Here is an 18,036-nt window from a genome sequence, read left to right on the forward strand (position 1 = left end):
ATGTATAAATATCTCGTAAGAAGCAAGCAAGATGGCCAAGCAAGCGTCGAGTATATCGTCGTTTGTTCAGCACTTGTTGCCGCCTTATTAACCCCAATACAAAACAATCAAAATGTCATGGACTTGTGCCTTGATTCACTAAAAGACTGGTATACCGCATTTGCTTACAGCAAGTCTTTACCTACCCTACCTAACTAAACTAGGTCTACTCATGCAACTAAAATCAATCGACTTCAACTGGGTACTTCTTGTCATAGCAATTGTGCTCGGCAGTATCGCAGCCTGGGCAACTAAAAATTATTTTATAACTAAAGAGCAGGAGCTTAGAGACAAGCTCTCTAACACTAATATTGTAATGGCAGATGTAGTAGTCGCCACTCAAGAGCTAAGAAAAGGCGACATAGTTTCACAACAAAATATGTCAGTAAGACAAATTCAAGCTGACACCTTACCTCTTGATGCTATTCATCCAAGAGATTTCGCTCAAATTGAAGGACAAATGTTACTCGAGCCTATGTCACCGGGTCGTCCTCTTGTTGGCGCTTACTTGCCAGGACATAAAATAGATCAATTCTCAGACATGCTCAAAGAGGGGCAGCGTGCGGTAACTATTGATATCGACGAGCTCAACTCAACAGCTGGCATGTTAGTACCATCAGATCATATCGACCTACTTTTATCATTTGAGGAAAATAATAGTGGTGATGATCGCAACAAACTGCAGCTACTTCTAGAAGACGTAATCGTATTGGCAACAGGTAGACGCAGTATAGATGTTAACCCGGAACTTGTTGATACTTTATACGATAACCCAAACGCATATAACACTGTCACGCTTGCACTGAATGTACACGATGCAGCGAGAGTCACGCTTGCTAAAGATAAGGGTAAATTTGTTACTTTGTTACGCAATCAACAAGAAAGCTTACCGCTTGAATTCGTCTCTTTACATGAAGGCCAACTTTTCAATCAAGATGAAGACGGCCTAACTCGAGAAGTAGAAATAATTACCGGTGGAAGTGGAATTAAAACATCAACCCAAGCTTACCCATTGCCTCCTCAAATGTTAGAGCAACTAAGCCAACTAAAAAATAAAACGGTACTATGAAAACTAATAAATATTTAAAATTCATTTGGGTATGCCTATTCATTCCCTTCTTTAGCATCGCTCATAATAATAAGCCTCTTAAACTTTATGTCGGAGCAGTAGAGCTTTATAAAACGACTGAAGTTGAACGTATTGTTGTTGGTAATGGCAGCATTCTTAGCGCAAAAGTCATTAATGAAAAAGGCGTACTATTAATTGGTGAGAAAGCTGGTAATACTGACTTACAGCTGTGGCAAAAAGACGGTAAGCTAATTAAGCTGAGCATTACAGTAACGCCAGACAATAGCGTTCAAACCACTGAAAAAGTGAAAAAAATGCTCGCAGAATTCCCTTCACTCACGGTAAAAGAAAGTGATGGGCTGATTGTTGTACAAGGCGAAGCTGATCTTTCTTTAAAAGACCAATTAGAAAAAATCCTCAGTAGCGCCCCCAATGTAGTCTCTTTAGTTAAATATCTGCGCTTTGCAAAAGCAATATCCCCGATGGTAAAAATGCAGGTCAAAATCGTAGAGTTCAATAAATCTACACTCAATAATGTCGGTATTAAATGGGATACGGCTATGGCAGGGCCAGCCTACGGTGCAGCAAAAGCCTTTAGTGCCAACCCTATTTTCAGCGTCGCATCACCTGGGCAATTTGCCGAAACCATTGGCGGGGCCATTACTGACAGTATTGGTGTGTTAGATACTCGGGGCTGGAGCTATTTTGGCATTGTGACCGGCATCGGCTCACAAATTCAATTACTGTCTGAGAAAGGCGACGCTCGTATGCTAGCAGAGCCAAACCTAACCACTCGCAGCGGCGAGTCAGCATCGTTTTTAGCAGGTGGTGAATTTCCAATACGCAGCGTAAGCGGCTTGGGGGCAGTTGATGTGGAATTTAAAGAATATGGCATCAAACTGGATATTGAGCCCGTTGTTGATAGTGAGCAAAATATTGTTAGCCGCGTTATGGCTGAAGTCAGCTCGATTGACCCTTCAGTTGCAGTAGATGGTGTTCCTGGCATGTTAACTCGTCGTACCGAGTCCGTCATTAACGTAAAAAATAATGAAACGATTGTCATTTCAGGTTTGGTCAATAGCGAAATGTCAAAAATAGTAAATAAGTTTCCAATCTTAGGTGATATCCCAATCCTAGGTGAGCTCTTCAAATCTAGAGACTTTAAAGATAATAAAACTGAACTTGTCATCTTTGTGACGCCTACTGTTGTTTATCCCGGTGAAGAAAGCCATGAAAAGCAACTTGAACGAGGCAGAGAGATGGCAATAGAAGCTAATGAACTAGAAGCATTTTATATCTTAGATTAGGAGAGTGGGATGTTTAGCATAGTTGTGAGTACCACAAAAGGTACCAAAGTTGGTGAGTTTCAGTGCATTCACTCTCAATGTAAAATTGGCAAAGACCCTGAGCAATTAATCGTTTTAAGGGGTTTTAAAGTTTCAAAGCACCATGCCATTTTAACGCAAGATGAGCGAGGGATCTTTGTCCAAGATAATAAAAGCCGAACTGGACTCAAGGTCAATGATGAAAAGCAAATCGAGTTTGGTCCCCTTACGCTATCAGATAATATCCAAATAGGAGATTATCAAATTAGAGTGCAAAGCACCGATCCAGAATATGCCAAAACTAAACCAAGCGCTAATGTAGCAAAACAACAAAGCCCTTCACAAAACTCGGCGGCAGAACCAAGTCTTCAAAGTGACAATAATGAGGTGGAAAGTAAGGCTCAAAGCGCTAAAGCCATAACAGATCCGAAACTGTTAGAACAAATTAAAGTGCGTAATGACTGGCGCCGTAAAGTGCATACTGAGCTCTTAAAGCAAATGGATCTGCGCCGAGTCAACGTTAATGAAATGAGTGATGATGAGCTTAGAAGCCAAAGCGGTTCACTTATCAACCAAATTATCTCTAACTTTAAGCTACCTAAAGAAATTGAGATAGATTCGTTAATTAAAGAAGTACTTGATGAAACTATCGGTCTAGGTCCGCTAGAAGGCTTAATTGCCGATAAAGAAGTTACAGAGATTATGGTCAACAGCCATGACCAAATATTTTATGAAAAAGCAGGAAATCTCTATCTATCTGATATCGCCTTTTCTGATGATCAAGCCGTGCTCGGCGCCATTGAACGAATCGTCACTCCTATTGGTAGACGAATAGATGAAAGTTCACCTATGGTCGATGCACGCTTAAAAGATGGCTCACGCGTAAACGCTGTTATTCCACCACTGGCACTTAAAGGGCCTTGCATAACGATTCGTAAGTTTATGCAGCAAAGACTCAGCTGTAACGACTTAGTCAACTTTGGCTCAATGAACCAAGGCATGGCAGAATTTTTAGAAATGGCCGTCAAGCAAAAACGTAATATCGTTATTTCAGGCGGAACCGGCTCAGGTAAAACAACTCTGCTTAACGTACTGTCAAATTTTATTCCTGATAACGAGCGCATTGTAACCGTAGAAGATGCAGCGGAGCTTCAGCTTTACCAACCTAATTTAGTTTCACTTGAAGCGCGTCCACCTAACCAAGAAGGTAAAGGTGCAATTGAAATTAGAGACTTAGTTAAAAACTGCTTGCGTATGCGACCGGATAGAGTAGTCATTGGTGAGTGTCGTGGTGGCGAAGCGCTAGATATGCTGCAAGCTATGAATACGGGTCACGATGGCTCGCTAACCACCGCGCACTCTAACTCCCCACGAGATTGTATATCGCGTCTAGAAGTGATGGTCATGATGGCTGGAATGGATTTGCCCGTTCTCGCTATCCGGGAGCAAATTACCTCAGCAGTCAATATCATTGTACAGCAGTCTCGTTTCTCTGATGGCTCTAGACGAGTCACCAGTATTTGTGAAGTGACAGGATTGGAGGGCAATGTTGTTCAGCTCTCAGAGATCTTCAAATTTGAACAAACTGGGTTTAATGAAGCAGGGAAAATACAAGGTTACTATACTGCAACCGGCACTATGCCTGAATTTTACGAACAACTGCGCAAACAAGGCGTTAAAGTAAAACTCGATATCTTCGGTAAGGAGATAAGAAATGTCTAGTGCACTCTTTGCCGCTATTTTTGCATTTCTTACTGTCACAATTCTTGTTTGGTCAGTAAAGCATTTGTCTGAAAAATTTGCCGCTAATTATCAAGAAAAGTTTACAGCATCAGCAAAAACCAACTTATTTGATATGTTTTTATTCATTGAACCCCATCAAATATTTTGGATTAATGTCATCACCCTAATCTCAGTCCCCTTTATTGTCAGGATATTTTTAGGTTCATGGGTGCTGGGCATAATCATAAGTATTATCCTCGCGGTCATCCCCCGCTTTGCTTATAAATTTTTGCACGCACGTCGCCGCCGTAAGTTTGTTCACCAACTCCCCGATGCGCTCAACATGATAGCTTCATCAATGCAGTCTGGCGCCAACGTTAGCAGTGCAATTGAGTTTATGGCTGAGGAGATGGAAGCACCGATGAAGCAAGAGTTTCTGCTATTTCAACGTGAGCAGCGCTTAGGTGTCGAATTTAATACCGCACTCGATAACATGCTAAAACGGATCCCTGAAGATGAATTCCAGCTCGTCACCGCAGGAATGCAGATCTCAAGAGAAGTGGGTGGCAATCTAGCTGAAGTATTGCTGAGACTATCAACAACTCTAAGACGAAAAATTGAAATGGAAGGCAAAATTGATGCACTAACTTCTCAAGGAAAAATGCAGGGAGTCGTAATGACGTTGCTGCCTATTTTCATCGGTTTTGTGCTCTACCATATGGAGCCACAGTCCATGGGACGGATCCTCACAGAACCTTTAGGTTGGGCACTCATTGCATTGATTGTCATTATGCTTACCAGTGGTTACCTCTCCATCCGTAAAATCGTTTCAATTGATGTATAGGTGATTACTATGGTCAATTTAATTGTTAGCTTTTTCACCATTGCGTTAGTTTTTCTCGTAGTTAGCTGCATTCGGATTTATCGACGAGTGCCAGCAACAAACCGCGAGTTCATGGATCCGCTTTCTCCAGGCCTCAAGTTAATGTGGCCTTTAGTCAGGTTATTTGCTTTTTATATTAGTGAAAACCTCAGTGTTGACTATTTAGAAAGAGTATCTAAGAAACTACAAGTATCCGGCTTGTCTTATATGATGACTGCCGAGCAATACTTCGCCATTAGGATAATCAGTACTTTATTCGCGCTAATGCTCGCTACAATCTGTGGGTTACTGCTCGAAGATATTAGCTTTAAATACCTGTTCCTTGCCGGTGTTTTAGGGTATTTCCTGCCGGTGATGACACTCAACGACCTACGTAAAAAACGCCAAGGTTTAATTGTAAAAGCCCTACCCGTTTACCTAGATTATCTGACGATGTCGATTGAAGCAGGGCTCAATATGACTGGTGCAATTACTCAGGCAGTTGAACGGGGACCTGATGGTCCACTTAAGATTGAATTTGAAAAAGTAACCCGCGATATGCGCGCTGGTATGTCCCGAGCACAATCATTTAGAAATATGGCGGACCGAATTCAAGTCACTGAAATAAACAGTTTGGTTAGTGCACTCGCTCAAGCAGAAAAGACAGGTGCCAGTTTAGGGCAAACATTACGAGTTCAATCTGATCAGCGCCGAGTCGAGCGCTTCCAACGCGCCGAGAAAAAAGCGTTAGAAGCACCAGTAAAGCTGGTCTTCCCATTGATTGTTTTTATCTTCCCGGTCACCTTCATGATCCTAGCGTTCCCTATCGCAATGAAGTTTATGTATGAGCTATAAAATGAACAGCGCTCATTTAAGCAGCCAAAGCGGAAGACTTCTAGATGAAGCTTTCCTTGCAAATACTCCGTGGTTAAGACTAAGGGGATTGCTAGGCAGATCTACGCTAACTGATAACCAAGGAATGCTTATTTCCCCTTGTAACTCAGTGCACACCATAGGTATGTCATACCCACTCGACATTGTGTACCTAAATGATAAAAACCAAGTACTTAAAATAACCAGAAATCTAAAGCCTTGGAGAAGTAGCGGCTGTAAAGACGCAACTAAAGTTTTAGAACTAACAGCTGGGAATGCTAGTAAAAAAAATATAAATCAAGGAGATATATTGTCATGGTAAGACATTTATGCATCAGCCTGCTGCTATTTGGCACTATAGGTTTAACAGGTTGTAGTTCATCTCCTGAGGAGCAAACACCTCAAGGTAATCAACAAATAATGACCATTCAGGCTGAAGCAGAACAAGCCTACAAAATGGCAAGGCTCGATCAAGCTGAAAGCCTTTATTTTGAGGTGCTCGCTAGCGTACCTAACTATGCCCCAGCCTGGTTTAGATTAGGTAATATCTATACTCGAACCGGAAGAAACGAGGCAGCAATAGCAGCTTATTTGCGCTGTATAGAGCTTGAACCCGATAACCAAAAGGCCATGTATAACATGAGCCTCGTTAGGTTAAAACAATCTACTCAGGTACTCAGTACCGCCGTAAGACAGGGTGATAAAAATAGCCCTGTAGGCTTGCAGATTCAGGCCTTGCTCCAAGCGCTGAACACCATTCAAAGTGACACGCATAAACCCACATTGAATAATGCAACAACCGAGCAAGCTAAACGATGATGCCTGTAAAACTCCCCCAGTACCAGAAAGGGCAAAGCATGGTCGAGTTTAACCTCGCTCTGCCTTTTTTAATGCCTATCATTCTGGTCACCATGATGATGATCGCACAATGGGGGTTTATCTATTCAAGTAAAAGCACGTTAGATGCTGCAACAGTTCAAGCTGTCAGAGCTGGAACGTTACACCACGGTCACCCCTCTGAAATAAGTAAAGGTTTAGCGGCAGGTATGATGCCTTTATTTGCTCACGGCACAGACATAGCAGACACAGCTGCAGCAGTGGCAAAATCAACACTAGCTACCGCAGCGCAAAGTGAAATACGCGTGCTAAGTCCAGATCGTGCAACCTTCGATGAATTCAAAGTTCGCAGCAGATACACCAGTGGTTACATATATGAGATCCCTAATAATAATCTCATGTACCGTAATCCAGCGACCAAAAGTGTCGGTAGTCATCGACAATTAAATATTCAAGATGCCAACCTGTTACAAATAGAAGTTCGCTGGTGCCAAAAACTGATTGTACCATTCGCGAACTATGTCATTAGGGAAATCGTCACCTCTCCTTTATATGCTCCGAGTGCAGATCAAATAGCTTGTAATGCCCTTGGAGTTGCTACCGGGGATATATTTTTAGCGCTGACATCTCAAGGGTTAATGCGCATGCAAACACCTTTTAGAATGTAATTCTAAACGTCAGTCAAAGGATAACAAAATGAAATCTATCTAGATGAAATCGACAGGTTAAACACATATAACAACATGATATGAAGGAAACGTTAGCACTCAATACTACGTAATAACATTGTTAGACATAAAGTAAAAATTAGGACATAAGGACGTTTAATAGGGACATGAAAATGAAGCACAATACACTTAAGCCAACACCAAAGCTGTGGTTGGTTGCCCTGCTCACCGCAAGTTTGAGCATGACAGGTTGTAACAGTGAGCTAGAAGAAGGTGAAGGCCAAGATCCAGTGACAAACCCTGAGCCACAACCGGATCCTCAGCCAGATCCTCAACCTGATCCTCAGCCAGACCCAGATCCCCAGCCAGATCCTGAAGAATACATTGGTACTTGGGAAAACAAAGATGAAGATGGTGATGGCGTGCCAGATGAACAGGATGATTATCCGTTTGATGCAACAAAAAATGCATTCATTTCTATTCAAGAAAGTGAGCAAAATAACCTTGTAGAAACTGCTAATGATGTCGAAGGAAATTTTCCATTTCGTATTTTTGGTGCTTTACCCAATGCGGGGGATACCGATGTATTTAAAATAAAGTTGCCAATAGAAAAAATTGAACCTGATGATAGATTAAGTATAACGATCATATCGAGTAACAATCATTTTTATCCTACGGCAAACTTGTTTAATAAAAATGGTACACAACTTGAAACATATCGTGAAGATAAATTTAAACCCGTTAATGGGCTAAAATATCACTTTACTTACATACCAAATGGTAACGAAGTCGCTTATTTAAGTATTTCTTCGTTGAAGCAAAACGGTGATGCCTCTTACATAGCAGAAATCTCTATCGATAATGATGCTGATGGTATGGCAGATATTAAAGAAGTTGCATTGGGTATGAACCCATACAGCTCGGATACTGATGATGATGGTATCAAAGACAGTTACGAGTATTATGTTTATAAAGATAACCAGCTAATAACGGATATAGATAATGATGGTATACCAAATTTTTTAGATGATGATTCTGATGGTGACGGTTTACGCGACGACATGGAGCTATATTCAGATTTTGATAACGATAGTCTAAGTAACTTTGTTGATATAGACAGTGATGGCAATGGTATAATTGATGCTGTTGAAGCTATCAATGTCAGTAACCCGTTAGATACTGATTTAGACGGTACTCCAGATTATATTGATTTAGACGATGATTCTGATGAAGTATTTGATATATTTGATAATAATAGACTCGTTCAAGTTGATCAGCCCGTTCTTAACGCTGACAACCTAAAAATATATGGCATAAATACAGTATTAAGTGAACAAACACAACTCTCTCAACAGTCTTTGCAGGGACAAACTATAGCTATATCAGGTACGTTCTCTCAGAACACTGAATATACGCTTGTATTACGTATTGGAAACGAGCTATTTAATGAACGAATAGTCAGTGACAATAATGGTAAATTACAGTTAAAAATTCCGCAATTATCGACCATTCAAACTAGCAGCCTAAGTAGTAGTGTATTTGTGTATTCTTCAATAGATACACGAACTAACGCGAGCAATTTTGAACTTTTAGCACCTCAAGTACCAATTATTACAGAATTTAATAATAGAACCTATGCTAAAGGAGAAATCATAACACTCAATGGTTGGAACTTTAATAATCACACTTCGGCTTGGTTTGGCGAAATAAATGTGCCATTAAGTAATTTTTTAAGTAGTACTGAAATCGAGTTTGAAATTCCACAAAATATAAACCAATTCTCAATTCAACTACAAAATGGTTGGGGTAAAGGTAATACTCACCAACTAAAGATTAAGAATGAGTTCTCAGTTCAACTGTCTGTTCCAAATGCCATTTCTAGTAGATATGAAAATTTGTACTATGATGACGCTGATGGCAATATAATTAAGTTTGACTCGTCTGGTGTTACAACCGTTAATTTACCGGCGCTCAGTGATCCTTTATTAATATTGAATGTAAAAAAGGATAGTGATTATATAAGGCTGTTTAGTTTACCGATTGCAGGTAATGAACTTCAAACAATTTCCCTAGATACTACGTTGTTTTCTTTTATTACATACAGCAACCCTGAATTAACCCTTGAATCGATGATGGAGAGCCCCAATTATTCAACTCTTTATGATTATGTTTACAATAAGCTTGTAGATGATATCTATTATTTTAGTTTTGAAGCTGAAAATTCGCAAAATGAATTCTTTGACGAATTAGAAAAATTTAAAAATAGTATTGTAATTTCAAAAGCTAGTGTAAAAAAAAATAGTAATTTCAATGTAAGGTCACTAAATAGTAATAAATTACAAGCGAATTCATCAAACAGGGAGTTATCAGCAACGATAACTCCGGATGAAGTAGCTGATATATCAGTAACTGAACTATCTCGCTACTTCACAGGTAGTTGTTGGGATAGTTTTTATGACGAAGCTGCTTACGGATATACCAATTTAAACAATGATACTCAATTATATTTAAGTGTTGCAGCGTTTAAGCACTTACCTGATGGAACTGTGGATACAGCGCCTGCAGTAGGTAAAGATGATTCAGGTAAAACAAAAACCTATCAACATATATCCAATTTAGGTGATGGGAATATTGTTAACCCCGCTCATTTCACCTATTGGGGGGTTGAAATCTTGGATAAAGACACTGCATTGCGTGTTTGCCATTTTGACGATTGCCGAATTGAAGTAGTAACTGCTGGCTATAAAGATTCACATACATTAGTGACCCCAGAGCAAATAAAGGTTTCATCTAGCTTAAAAATAAGAACTATCCTCGACCGCATAGTGATAGGCACGCTCAAGTCTGCACTTCAAGCGAGCGGCTTAGTTACTGACAGCTCAAAATTTAAGCGTGTACCTGTCGAATTTATTTATGATGTCTTGGCTGCATATTATCCAGATGTCGTCGATGCATTAACGACTATAGATAATACAAATGGTAATGATTCAAGTGCGTTTAGAGTTGGATATACAAAAATTACAAAGATGCTTGATGATGAAGTGAAAAAACTAGCTTCAGGTGAGTTTGGGCCATTAACCAAAGTGATCCTAGCGTTAATACTGGACCCCGATGCGGCTCAAGTTAAAGACATTAAAGACTTTAGGTTATATTCACAAATTATCGAAGAAATCATAGTGAGAAATCTTGAAGCAGCTATTGTCATTGCTGCCGCTGAAAAGGCCGCTTATGCCATACCTTATGTAGGGCAAGCGCTAGCGTTAAAAGATATAGCAGATGTTATAGATGGTATTTTGGCGCCATTTGGCGTTGCTTTTGACTTAATGACGGTTCCTTCACGTATTGAGTTTAATATCGCATGGGGCATAGAAATCAAGCGTCTTACACCTGCGATTGTCAATTCAGAGCAAGATGCCATTATTACAGTGCAAGGAGTTGGTTTTTGTATTGAAGAGGGTTGGTGGTTTGAAGAAGACGATAAACCACAGTTTATGGCACTCGACTATAAAGATGATGAATTATTTCATATTCTAGATGAAATAGAGGAAGGAGATGTAAGTGAAGATTGTCGCAGTGTTAATATCCGAATCCCGCAAGATTATTTAGAGCTGGTGGAAACATCAGGCAGCAAGCAAGTAAAAATCACGGTTGACCATTTAGGGGATAGTGCTTCGTCAGCGGGTATTCCTTCATTAAATAAAGCGCCTGCCCAGCCTGAATTCATAAAAATAGGTAATGGAATAGAAATTGGTGAAATCAGCCCTAATCCAGCTTACAGAGGGCAAGTAGTTGAAGTGAGCGCAATTGGTATGTCGACCTTTATTAATCGTAATTACTTCTACATAACTAACGCCAGTGGCGGACAAACCAGAGTCCCATTGCTAAGTGATCCTCAAAACAATATTGCTAAGATAAAAATGCCTAGTGATGCCGTGACTGGGACGTTAACGTTAGAAGTCGCACGTATTAAAAACAATATTCCAGAGGTAGTTAAATCAGAGCCTGTGGATATTGAAATCAAAGAAAGCTTTGTACAAGTACGTTATGGCGATAACGGTAATTTCGATGATGACCAATTTGCCATTTATTATAACGGTGCTGAAATAGACAAAACTGCTGTTGGCCAGCGTAATAAGGTATTTAACTACAACCTAGCAGTAGGACAACATACCTTTGAATTTAAGGGGTTAGTTGCACCAGATAAGCTAGCAACCTACTATGTGTGCTTATCGGATAATGTTGAGGTTATTACTGGAGACAGCAGTGGCCGAGTCGACACTACCGAAGAAGAAAATCAGTCAGGGCTATTTAGTAGTTCAATCGTAATTAATGTTAAAACCGGTAATGGTGACAACATGACGACATGTAGTACTGCAAATTCAAATAGCGCTTTGTCCCGCATAAGCGCTTTAAACGGAGATTAGAATGAGACTAGCAGTAAAAATCCTCACAATGACTAGCGTAGCGATGCTAAGCTTTTCAGCTACCGCCCTTGAGCGTTACGCAGGGCTTACTGACGGCTCGGATGAGAACTTAAGAGCGGTCTGTCAGGACTATATGGTCAATAGTTATCTGAGAAATGACCCTGAGCTATTTTTTCACTTACTACCTAAATCAATGAAAAAACGTGAAGAAAGGCTTGAAAAAAAGTGGTATGAAAATCATTTGAGTCGCTTTGGTAGTGAGCCGTTAACAGAATATGACCTTTTTGAAATGAAGAATGAAATTGAGAAATCCGAGCACAAAGGTCTTCAAACCAAAAGTATAAGAATAAGATTTAAAGCAGGAAGCATGACGTTTGATAAGGGATCTTCCTGTTACTTCAAACGCCATGAGGATGGCCGTTGGTATTTTGGTAAAAAACCCTAATTGAATAAAAATGTGCCTTACTAATTAGTGGGGCCTTTTTTTACTCGACTTTATAATTAAAAGGATGTAATGGGTTATAAAATTTGTAAGCAGACTGATGAACGCATGGTATTGCAAACTACTGGCGGTATCATCGATTTTATTTTTGGTATAGTCATGGCGGCAATTGGTGCTGTAATTATGTATTTAAGGTGGTTTAACTTCCAAGATACAGGCGAGATAATTATGTCAGTCTACTAATCAAAAGCAAGATGATATTACAAGCTGAGAGTGCTGAGGAAGAGACTGAATGTCCTGTCAATACTAATTAACAAACTGGCACCCTTCGGGGTGCTTTTATGTATAACGATGTTAAATTTGTTTACAAAAGATTGCTCACGAAAAGTAAGGAAAGGATGCTTTATGTTAAGAACAATGTTTTTAGCCGCTTTGGTCGTTGCAACACCATGTCAAGCGTGGAATTTAGATAAATATCCACCTATTCCTGACAATATAGATATTTCCATTCCTAAGGAAAACTGCATAAAAGCTGCTGAAGTGGTTATTAATCAGGATGTTGAGCTTTTTAAAGCTTTATTTATCCCTAATCCAGCGACTGATGCACAAGTAGCACAACTTCTAAAAACGAAACATGACAAGTATTTTAAAAAGAGATATACGGGGATTAGTAATTTTAGATTGAGCAATGCCTATGATTACTACTATGAGGATGCAAAAAACTCAATCAATGATGTTGTAAGCTCAGAAGCTAAATCTAAAGGCTATGACGAAGAAGTGTGGATTGGCTACACTTTCGATACAACAGACCCTGAAACAAATTTTGATGGAGAAGGTGGAGGCTATTGCCGCTTTGCAAAAGTCGATGAACATTGGTATATGATTAATTTATTATAAATAAGTCATTATTCATAATAATCACCACTAAATTGATAAAGCAGCGCCTAATACTGGTGATGCTTTTTAGGTATCTATATGCAAGAAAAGCTTACAGTCGATGATGCAACTTGGTTTGGCTCAACTTACTTTAAAGGCATAAAACAACTTAACGCAGCGAGTAATATCACGCTCAAGATAATTTCATTCTTTTATCCATTAAGGGCGAGGACACAGTTAGTATTATCTGCAGGCTTACTACTCATGGGGTTACTGCCTTTTGTAACACCTAGCGCGATATCGCTATATCCAAAGTTTCCGGAGATCCCATTGATCATTGTCATTATTAATGTGTGTTTGGTTCCAGGAAGCTTACTGTTACGCTACTTTTTAATTAAGCGCCAATATAAAATAGAAGCGCCTTTACTTTGTCACATAAGTACCACGACAGTATCATTACCAGTAAACAGCTTGGTTAATGAACCTGATGGGCAATTGGTATTATCTAAAGATGATATAAAGCAGATTGAAGCTATTTACAACGTCCAAACCAATAGCGGAAACGCTATACGCACTGTGTATCAAGTTAATATTCAATTGGTCTCAGGTAAAGTCTTAAATTTGGATGTGTTTCATTATCCATTAAAGAATATACTTTACTTATTAGTTTATTTTAACTACCCAGTAAAATTGACTCAGCGACGTTGGACTATGAAGTATCAGTTACATGTTGTGGTATTGATTTTTCCTGTACTAGCACATCTAGCATTAACAAGTCTGATGGTATTGATCGTGTCACCGTTCAATTTATAGGAACAATATGCCTCCATACTAGATAAACTTTATATAAAAAAGGATGTCCCATGCTCTTAAGGAATAAGATTGTTTTTCTTCTCTCCATATTACTTGGCTGCCATAGTGCTTTTACAAACAATGCTTTGGCAAACAGTGATAAAAAGCTTGATAACCTGTTGAGTCAACGCTGTTTAGGCACGCTTGATTTTATCAAGAGCCAAGATTTGTCCGCTTTTATGGCAGAAATGCCTGCAGCGTCAACAAAGGGGCAAGAAAAGCGATTAGCAAAAATATTGCAACGATCTCATCAGCGTAACTTTGGTAAAGATGAGCCTCACACGGTAAAGATTACAGGTGTTAGCTACGAAGATGCACCACAAGCAAAACAGGATAGATTTGGCGCAATAGAGTTAGCAAAAATTAATATCAATATTAAAAGTGACTCTTCAACATACTATGCGCGATGTAAATACATGAGAACTGCTGATGGCTGGTTTTTATCTTCACTGCCCTAGTAAACCAAACATCATTGTTAATCGCGAGCGCTACTCCGTTTAGCACAAGAGTAAACACTCTTACCATTAACAAACTAACCAAGGCGTATTATCTTGATGCCCTTGGTTTTATTATATTAAAAAGGATGTTCAGTGCTCTTACGGAACAAGATTACTTTTCTTCTAGCCATATTACATAGCTGCCATACTATATTGACAAATAGTGCATTGACAAACATTGCTAAAAATCTTGATAACCTGTTGAGCCAACGCTGCTTGAGCAGTTTAAAATTCTTCCAAGTCCAAAATCTATATAGCGCACATGTCTACTCAATGCATAAAAGGCCACCAAAAGCGCCTAGAAAAACCAAAGTATTAACAAATCAATGAGCAACCAATAAGTTACCGGTAGTACAAGGAAGTCATACATGCAGTACTCGCAATTGCCTAAACAGGCACAACGATTTATCCGCCCAGAGGGGTTACCTGAACAATTACGTCTTGCGACCAAAAATCATTACGTTTGTCGCGGTTTAGCAATATTGGGGCTATTACCCTTACTGTCTTCTTTATTGATGGCTGTAACACTCGACGGTGCTCAGCAGACTCTGTACCAATTTGTAGTGGTACTGCTGCTCCCTGTCTTGCTCATACTTGGCACGCTAAAGCACCATTTAGTGCTCGATAATCCAAGTAAGCAACGCTTTGTGCAATTACAAATCTTCGGTTATCACTGCCAAAAGGCGTACCAAGCGCCGCTGCCGTCCACCGAGTTATTATTGCGGCATTCTAGTTACGACCGCAGCCAGTATGAGCTCAAGCTAGATAATATTGTTTATCCTATCGGCAGTTTAGTTGACGCCACTCAAGTGACGATGTTTTTTGCAAGTACATTTAACATACCTGCCAAAGAGCAAGTGAGTGATTTTCCCCATATCCATAACTTAATAGCCAGCTCAACAGAGACTCCCCTTGAAACCTCAAGCAAACTAACTAAAACAAACAATCAGTCCATACCGGACGCTAAAACAGTCTTCAATAAACAAACTGCAAAACCACAAAATTCGTCGACTACAAAAGATAATGACAATACAGATAAGAACAAACAGGCCGCGCCATTTGTCCCGCCTCTTTGGCAACCCAAAGTGATACTACGACTATTTTATCCATTGCCGTTTTTAATGCTATTTGGCTTTATCATGAAATACCTGGGGACTTTATAGATATGTATTTTAAACAGCTGTCAGCAAGCAAAGCGATCATGGCTAAAACTCGCACACAAGTTATCGCTCGATGGTTTTTTGCAGGATTAGTGGCATCTTTAACACTGTTTGTGACCGCAGGTTTTGAACACTGGCCAAACAATGAAGTCTTTATTTGGTCATTTACTGCGTTGCTGAGTTGGCACTTTCTTTTTGCCCGTCGTCGTGTTGAGTTTGATCTAGATAAACAATTGATCACCAACAAAATTAGCTCTCTCTACCCATTGAGTCAACAACGGATCCCAATACAAAATATCAGTGCATTTCAAATCCGTCGACGCCTTGGTCAGTCAAACGGCTATGAGCTTTGTATTATAATGGACTCTCAAATTGAGCAACTCAAATTTGACTATGGCAATCTGCCACGAATGCAGCAACTTGGTCAGCAACTCTCGCTGTTTTGTAAGGTGCCCTTACTATCGGATCCCAATTGAGGAATTTACAATATGAATAAACCATGGATGGCAATATTGATAGTTTCTAACACTAAATAACAAGCACGCAAACAGCGATGATTGCTACCAAGATACACCCTTTAGGGCAATACCGAGCCTAAAGGATTAGTGCTAAAGTATCGCTTTTTTAGGTGCTGCATATTTGTAAAGAATCTAATACCAATCAGTATAATACAAGGACGAAACGCTCATGGTAACGGAATTACTGGCGCTCGAATTCAAATCTAAACGCACGTTAACTGCCCTGCTAGTGTTAAGCGCTATTAATACTGGCTGCAGTCCAGAGCAAAGCCCGTCAATCTCTAGCGCCCCTGCAGCTAACAATCTCACTGCAGCAAAGCCAGCAGCCTCTACATCCACAGGCAAGAGTCAGACATTAGCCCATGACGCAGCTAAAGCTGAGTCAATCAACAATACACAGATGGGCAGTTGGGAAAACAAAGATGAAGACAATGATGGCATCCCAGATGAGCAAGATGACTATCCGTTTGATGCTAGCAAGCAAAGATATCCAACAACAACAGAGTCTACTTTTAATGATAATCCAGCAGTGGCTACGAAGGTACAATATCGTTTTCCATTTACTTTAGAAGGTGCCTTTGAAGAACGAGGAGATGGTGATGTATATAACATCCAAATAGACCAAGAAGTCATTGATGCTGACGAGCCTATTACCTTCTTGTTACTAATGGATGATTTGAAATACAAACCAACAATCAGTATTTTGGACAAAAATGGAAGAGCTATTTTTGAAATTAAAAACAATACAGTTCCATTAGGTGCCATAGGCAGTTTAGCAACAGTAAAGTTTAAAACAGCAGGGACGTATTACATTGCAATAGCCGAGCAAAATCTAGCAGGTGGTTCAAGTGCGAGCTATAAATTAAAAGCTTTTATTGATAAAGATTATGATGGTCTACCTCTAGCACTAGAAAAAGCACTAAGTATCAACGAGATCAACCCAGATACCGATGGTGATGGGATTTATGACGGTAATGAATTCTATGTTAAGACCTTTGGTGACCAGCAATTAGATCTAGATATGGATAATATCCCTAACTGGTTAGATTCAGATGCTGATAACGACAGCATTCCAGATAATGTTGAGTTGCTTTCAGATGCAGATAGCGATGGCATAGGTGCATTTGTCGACACCGACTCAGACGGAAATACGATTTCTGATAATGAGGAGGCTCTTGATGTAAATAGTCCAGTTGATACAGATCATGATGGGGTTTTCAACTTTTTAGATCGAGATGATGACTCTGATGGGCTATTTGATGTTAATGATAATAAAAGAATGGCTAAGATTACTCTGACCGACGATTTTCAAGTGTTCGCATTAAGATACAGTGACAACCTAGGCGTCAACTTGATCGATAGAAGCTTTCCAGGTGAAAGGGTTTTCATACAAGGACAAGATCTTCCTGTATCAGATGCCACCTTGGTAATACAAAACGACAGTGAAATCTATAACCTCAAATTGACTAATTTTGAAAATGACGGCTTTTATGTGCATTTACCAGAAACCATTTCAGATGAAGAGGATTTCGAATATTTCATTTCAGATGGCGAGCAGCGAAGCTATTCAAAATACTTCAGGGTCTCTTCACACTTGACTCCAATAATCCAAGAGTTAGCCTCCGGATCAAACTATACAGGAGAGCAACTCACTATTACCGGGCGTAATCTACAACCCAATATGGTAGTCCATATCGGCTCCATAACAGTCAGTCCTGATTCTGTTGTAAATGATCAAGCTGTTATAACGATTCCTTCTGAAGCAACCTCTAATTTTATCTATGTGTAGTGGTCAAGTAAAACTGGACACGGACTTGTACGTATTCCAAAATCTTCGTTCAGATTCATTTGGGGTCAAGCCGCCATTATAAC

The 18,036-nt window shown here is 39.7% G+C and carries 18 protein-coding genes; all 18 read left to right on the forward strand.

The window, feature by feature from the left end:
* The 18 genes from L2748_RS14580 to L2748_RS14665 all read left to right on the forward strand — a co-directional run bounded on the left by L2748_RS14580 (window position 1) and on the right by L2748_RS14665 (window position 17,953).
* On the forward strand, window positions 1–198 hold the full coding sequence (locus tag L2748_RS14580; protein ID WP_220780882.1) for a hypothetical protein: 198 nt from the start codon (window positions 1–3) through the stop codon (window positions 196–198).
* 13 nt (window positions 199–211) lie between these two features.
* Window positions 212–1,108: a Flp pilus assembly protein CpaB gene (gene cpaB / locus L2748_RS14585; RefSeq protein WP_220780881.1), complete on the forward strand. Its 897-nt coding sequence runs from the start codon at window positions 212–214 to the stop codon at window positions 1,106–1,108.
* Window positions 1,105–2,415, forward strand: coding sequence for a type II and III secretion system protein family protein (locus L2748_RS14590; protein WP_220780880.1), 1,311 nt, complete (start codon window positions 1,105–1,107; stop codon window positions 2,413–2,415). The genes cpaB and L2748_RS14590 overlap by 4 nt, the downstream gene beginning before the upstream one ends.
* 9 nt (window positions 2,416–2,424) lie before the next feature.
* Window positions 2,425–4,155, forward strand: a complete 1,731-nt coding sequence (locus L2748_RS14595) for a TadA family conjugal transfer-associated ATPase (RefSeq protein ID WP_220780879.1) — start codon at window positions 2,425–2,427, stop codon at window positions 4,153–4,155.
* The gene (locus L2748_RS14600; RefSeq protein ID WP_220780878.1) at window positions 4,148–4,999 is read left to right on the forward strand and encodes a type II secretion system F family protein; all 852 of its coding nucleotides are present in this window, start codon (window positions 4,148–4,150) and stop codon (window positions 4,997–4,999) included. The genes L2748_RS14595 and L2748_RS14600 overlap by 8 nt, the downstream gene beginning before the upstream one ends.
* 9 nt (window positions 5,000–5,008) lie before the next feature.
* Window positions 5,009–5,872 carry a type II secretion system F family protein gene (locus L2748_RS14605; protein ID WP_220780877.1) on the forward strand — a complete coding sequence of 288 codons (864 nt, stop codon included), beginning with the start codon at window positions 5,009–5,011 and terminating at the stop codon, window positions 5,870–5,872.
* Between the two features lies 1 nt (window position 5,873).
* Entirely contained in the window at window positions 5,874–6,212 is a 339-nt protein-coding gene (locus L2748_RS14610) for a DUF192 domain-containing protein (protein ID WP_220780876.1), read from the forward strand.
* Complete coding sequence (locus L2748_RS14615) at window positions 6,206–6,709, forward strand: tetratricopeptide repeat protein (protein ID WP_220780875.1); 504 nt, start codon at window positions 6,206–6,208, stop codon at window positions 6,707–6,709. Before L2748_RS14610 ends, L2748_RS14615 begins: the two co-directional genes overlap by 7 nt.
* Window positions 6,706–7,395 carry a TadE/TadG family type IV pilus assembly protein gene (locus tag L2748_RS14620; RefSeq protein ID WP_246616140.1) on the forward strand — a complete coding sequence of 230 codons (690 nt, stop codon included), beginning with the start codon at window positions 6,706–6,708 and terminating at the stop codon, window positions 7,393–7,395. Before L2748_RS14615 ends, L2748_RS14620 begins: the two co-directional genes overlap by 4 nt.
* A 173-nt stretch (window positions 7,396–7,568) precedes the next feature.
* Window positions 7,569–11,819 carry an IPT/TIG domain-containing protein gene (locus tag L2748_RS14625; RefSeq protein ID WP_220780874.1) on the forward strand — a complete coding sequence of 1,417 codons (4,251 nt, stop codon included), beginning with the start codon at window positions 7,569–7,571 and terminating at the stop codon, window positions 11,817–11,819.
* Between the two features lies 1 nt (window position 11,820).
* Window positions 11,821–12,264, forward strand: a complete 444-nt coding sequence (locus L2748_RS14630) for a hypothetical protein (RefSeq protein ID WP_220780873.1) — start codon at window positions 11,821–11,823, stop codon at window positions 12,262–12,264.
* A 69-nt stretch (window positions 12,265–12,333) separates the two neighbouring features.
* A complete protein-coding gene (locus L2748_RS14635) occupies window positions 12,334–12,504 on the forward strand; it encodes a hypothetical protein (RefSeq protein WP_220780872.1) in 171 nt (56 codons plus the stop codon).
* A 162-nt stretch (window positions 12,505–12,666) separates the two neighbouring features.
* Window positions 12,667–13,158, forward strand: a complete 492-nt coding sequence (locus L2748_RS14640; RefSeq protein WP_220780871.1) for a hypothetical protein — start codon at window positions 12,667–12,669, stop codon at window positions 13,156–13,158.
* 78 nt (window positions 13,159–13,236) lie between these two features.
* Entirely contained in the window at window positions 13,237–13,950 is a 714-nt protein-coding gene (locus L2748_RS14645) for a hypothetical protein (RefSeq protein ID WP_248957713.1), read from the forward strand.
* A gap of 50 nt (window positions 13,951–14,000) precedes the next feature.
* A complete protein-coding gene (locus tag L2748_RS14650) occupies window positions 14,001–14,447 on the forward strand; it encodes a hypothetical protein (protein WP_220783457.1) in 447 nt (148 codons plus the stop codon).
* A gap of 407 nt (window positions 14,448–14,854) precedes the next feature.
* Window positions 14,855–15,649 carry a hypothetical protein gene (locus L2748_RS14655; RefSeq protein WP_220783456.1) on the forward strand — a complete coding sequence of 265 codons (795 nt, stop codon included), beginning with the start codon at window positions 14,855–14,857 and terminating at the stop codon, window positions 15,647–15,649.
* Window positions 15,650–15,651: 2 nt separating this feature from the next.
* Window positions 15,652–16,122: a hypothetical protein gene (locus L2748_RS14660; RefSeq protein ID WP_220783455.1), complete on the forward strand. Its 471-nt coding sequence runs from the start codon at window positions 15,652–15,654 to the stop codon at window positions 16,120–16,122.
* Window positions 16,123–16,333: 211 nt separating this feature from the next.
* Entirely contained in the window at window positions 16,334–17,953 is a 1,620-nt protein-coding gene (locus L2748_RS14665; protein ID WP_220783454.1) for an IPT/TIG domain-containing protein, read from the forward strand.
* Window positions 17,954–18,036 lie beyond the last annotated feature (83 nt).

Origin of the sequence: Shewanella sairae (assembly GCF_023283535.1) — a bacterium.
GTDB lineage: Bacteria > Pseudomonadota > Gammaproteobacteria > Enterobacterales > Shewanellaceae > Shewanella > Shewanella sairae.